The organism is Paraburkholderia franconis, assembly GCF_009362735.1.
GTDB lineage: Bacteria > Pseudomonadota > Gammaproteobacteria > Burkholderiales > Burkholderiaceae > Paraburkholderia > Paraburkholderia franconis.
This window is the reverse complement of record NZ_WHNP01000177.1, coordinates 1-3,788: the sequence shown is the minus strand read 5'-3', so window position 1 is coordinate 3,788 and position 3,788 is coordinate 1. Positions and strand designations below refer to the sequence as shown.

The 3,788-nt window shown below is 60.4% G+C and carries 2 protein-coding genes and 3 pseudogenes; all 5 read right to left on the bottom strand.

Features of this window, described 5'->3' with window-relative positions; translation table 11 throughout:
* Window positions 1-30: 30 nt before the first annotated feature.
* Window positions 31-111, bottom strand: a pseudogene (locus GCT13_RS50410) (type II 3-dehydroquinate dehydratase); the annotation flags it as partial.
* A 19-nt stretch (window positions 112-130) separates the two neighbouring features.
* Window positions 131-964 (bottom strand): shikimate dehydrogenase, encoded by an 834-nt coding sequence (aroE, locus tag GCT13_RS47130; RefSeq protein WP_152768377.1) that lies wholly within the window; start codon window positions 962-964, stop codon window positions 131-133.
* Window positions 957-1,893 (bottom strand): annotated as a pseudogene (locus tag GCT13_RS47125) (CaiB/BaiF CoA transferase family protein); the annotation flags it as partial. The pseudogene GCT13_RS47125 and the gene aroE, both read right to left, overlap by 8 nt.
* Window positions 1,894-2,730: 837 nt before the next feature.
* A pseudogene (locus GCT13_RS51070) lies at window positions 2,731-3,145 on the bottom strand (isochorismatase family protein); the annotation flags it as partial.
* Between the two features lie 241 nt (window positions 3,146-3,386).
* On the bottom strand, window positions 3,387-3,788 hold a 402-nt coding region (locus tag GCT13_RS47110; RefSeq protein WP_152768376.1), incomplete at its 5' end, for a DDE-type integrase/transposase/recombinase.

The following is a 3,788-nucleotide window of genomic DNA, read 5'->3' as shown; positions in this document are numbered from 1 at the left end:
CGACTGCAATTGCCCATCGATATCGTCCTACGTGATCGTCCCGTATAGCACGGGGTCGCGCTTGCTGAACATGTTGTGATTGATGCCATGAAGCATCAGGACCTTCTTCACATGCGTCTCCGTAGCAAGTTCAATCCAGCGGCACGGTGAGCCTGTCGATCACGGCGCGCGTCCGGGGACGCACGCCGCGCCACCATGCGAACGCTTCCGCTGCCTGCTCGACCAGCATGCCCACACCATCTGCGATGCCGCGCACACCAGCATTGCGTGCGAGCCGCAGGAATGGCGTGAGGCGCTTGCCGTAGGCGAGTTCATAGGCCGTGCCTTCGGGACTGAAGACAGTCGGCGGCACGGGCGGGAGGTCGCCGGTAAGACTTGCGGAGGTCGCGTTGACCACCAGCTCGAAGTGTCCCATCGTCTCGAGATCGCCATAGGCGCAGGCGCGCACTGAGCCACGCGCGCCCGCGTCCGCGATCAGCGCGTTGGCTTTGGCGATGTCCCGGTTCGCGATGACGAATTCCGCGGGACGTGCCGCGAGAAACGGCAGCAGCGCGCCACGGGCCGCGCCGCCCGCGCCGAGCATCAGCACGCGTTGGCCTTCGAGCGGCACGCCCAGGTTCACCTCGATATCGCGTACGAGTCCGATCCCGTCGAAGTTCTCGGCGACGATACGACCGTCCTCGAACTTCAGTGCGTTGGCCGCTCTCGCCAGCGATGCCCGTTCGCTGCGCTCATCGGCTATCGCGAAGGCTTCGAGCTTGAAGGGCGCGGTGACATTCATCCCTTTGCCGCCCGACACGCCGAACGCGCGCACGACTTCGGCAAACGCCCCTACCGGTTCGAGCGGGCCGACGAGTGCCGTATAGGTCATGTCCTGTTTCATCGCTTCGGCGAAAAGGCCATGAATCAGCGGAGATTTCGTGTGTCCGATCGGGTTGCCGATCACTGCATACTGGTCAGTCATGTAGGTCTCGCTTTGACTCACTTGGAACTCGTCTGGAATAGAGAACGCCTTCTGTTTGCATCGCGTCGATCTCCGCGGCAGAGAAGCCGAGCGATTGCGCGACGTCTGCATTGTGCTGACCGAGATCGGGCGCGACTTCGCGGATCGTCGTGTCGCATCCGGAGAAGCGGAACGGCAAATTGGGCAGGCGCAGCGTTCCATAGCGCGGATGCTGCTGCTCGACCACCATCCCGCGTGCCTGTATCTGCGGATCGGCCAGCACTTCGTCGATGCGTTGTACTTTTGCGCAGGGCACGTCGATGTCATCCAGCAGGTTCAGAATCTGCGTGACGGGGCGCGCCGCAACCCACGGCTCCACGATGGACAGAATTTCCGTGCGATGCATGTTGCGGCCCACGCTGTCGTGGAATCGCGTGTCCGAACCAAATCCTGCCGGTCCGCCATGTGATTCGATCAGAGCGGCGAAGCGCTTCCAGGCTTCATCGACCTGAGCGGCTATCACCAGGTCGCCGTCGGCTGCGCGGAAAACGCCATAGAGCGTCGACGTGGGCATGTCGTGTCCCGTCTGCTCCGGCAGAACGCCGCGCAGCGTGTAGCACTGCACCGCATATTCATGCATCGAGACAAGCGTCGCTCTTCGCTTCCGCGATCAGGCCGAAGCCCGCACGATGCGCGTCCGGCCCCGTGTGGCCGTAAGCGGAGATCGAACAGTAGACAAGTCCCGGATTACGACGCGATAACTCGGCATAGCCAAGCCCCAGCTTTTCCAATGCGCCCGGCCGGTAGTTCTCGACAAACACATCCGCCGAATCGCATAGACGCCGCATGAACTCCTTGCCGCGCGGGTCTTTCATGTCGACGCTGACGCCGCGCTTGCCCATGTTGAGTTGCAGGTAGTAGCCGCTTTGTTGATCATCGAGCACGGTGGCGTCTGGCGTCYGGCGTCGTTAAGGGTTATTCGATGCCTGCCATCGGCCACAGGAATGTGAGGGCGCCTCCGCGCGTGTTGGCAGGCGTCGAATAAGCCTTAACGTTATGCGTCACACATACAAGCGGGGCACTGCTGCGTTGCCACGCTGGACCTGTTCAAAACCCCCATGTAAGTCTTTGATTCTATTTGGAGGTGGGCGCTCATTTTTGCACTCGGGAACGGGCTCGGTGGTGCACGTATCATATTGATATTTTTGAGTTTTTTGGAATTTTCAGGTCTGTGTCACTTCGACAAGGTGTTTAACGCCTGATACCGGCCGACCGGGTCAAAATCCGATCGCCGCGGACACGGTTCAGCGGTCAAAACAAGGCGCTTCGACCCATGCCCGACCATCGCCTTGGCTCGCGTGCGGCTGTTCCGTATCCGAAACCAGCCATTGTTGTGGCGCTCGCACGGGCGGCTCTTTCGGGTCCGACAACGGCCCGTCGTCTCCGGCGATCAGTTGTCGCCGCAATACAGGGGGCATCCGGCTTGGGACACGCCGGATAGAGGATAGTGGCCACCTAAGTAAGAAGAGGATTCCTGAATCTAATGACGAACCCCTAAGGCGAGATGCATTGCTTGTTCCCGTGCTATGCCTCGCTTGTCGATCACCGGGCTTTTTGTTCATCAGGCCGCGATATAGAGGCCTTGCTTTGTAGGCCTATCGCGATCCACACGCGACGCCGGCATCAAGGTCAGCGCACCAGAAGGCTTATCGCCAGGTCCTGCAAGCGCCGCCGGGAAGTTTCTCTTATCTCCTTTCCGTCGCAGGCAGTTCTCGTCAGTGAGCGATGCCATCGGCGATCACCTGCACTTCGTAGCCGTCGCGCACCAGGCTCAGTGCCGGGAACACCGTGCAGACGTCGTTGATGACGCCGGCGATGATGAGCTTGCGGCGCCCGGTTGCCTTGACGGCCGCGGCGAAGTTTTCGTCGTCCATTGCGTTAACGATACCGACGCGCTTGATGCGGACGGCGAACTGGTCCGGCAGGATAGAGGCTCCAGTTCGCTCAGCAGCGGCCCGTGTGCGTACTCCTCCATGCTGGAGGTCAGCACCACCGGCATCTTCAGAATGCTGGCGGTCCTGGCCAGCATCAGCGCATTGCGTTTCATCTCCTCGAAAGGAATGGAATGTACCCAGCCCATGGTGCCGACCTGGTGGTCAACAGAAGGGCAGCGTTATCGCCGGTGAAGCGATCGAAAGCCATGATGAGATTCCTTTGTGGTCAGGTTGAGGGGGCGTGCAGCGGCGGGCCGGCAAAAAGCATGACCTTGGCGCTGCGAGGCAGGGCCTGGAGCGTGATCGCCTGGGGCGTGTCCAGTGCCGGAAAGACAGGGAGCTTGAGCTCGTTGTGCCCGAAGTCCTCGCTATCCACCCTCGCCGTGCCATAGATGGTTCTGCTGCAAATAGGTAAGCCGGTTGAGAAGTCTTCATATAGGAAGGATACCTTATTGAACGCGGAGGACCGTATTCCATACGACGGGCGCAACGGCATCCTTAAGGCCGAGCTTCGCGAGATCGAACTGGCCCTTACGAATGCGATGCGTCAACTCGATGCCTGAAATCGTCGTCGCGGCGTTTCTGAACCGTTTGAAGCCGAGCATCACATTCGTTCTGGATTTGATATGGCGATGGTCCTGCTCGATCAGGTTGTTCAGGTATTTCGAGGACCGGACCTTCGTGTCTTCAGGCAGCGAACCATCGACCATCATCTCGCGCACCGCGCGGTGCGAGGCAGCATAGCCATCGAGCGTGATGATCTCCGGCGACTGGCCCTGATGCCTGATCGCCTTGCTGAAAAAGGCTTTGGCCGCGCCCACTTCGCGCCTCGCCCTGAGCATGAAGTCCAC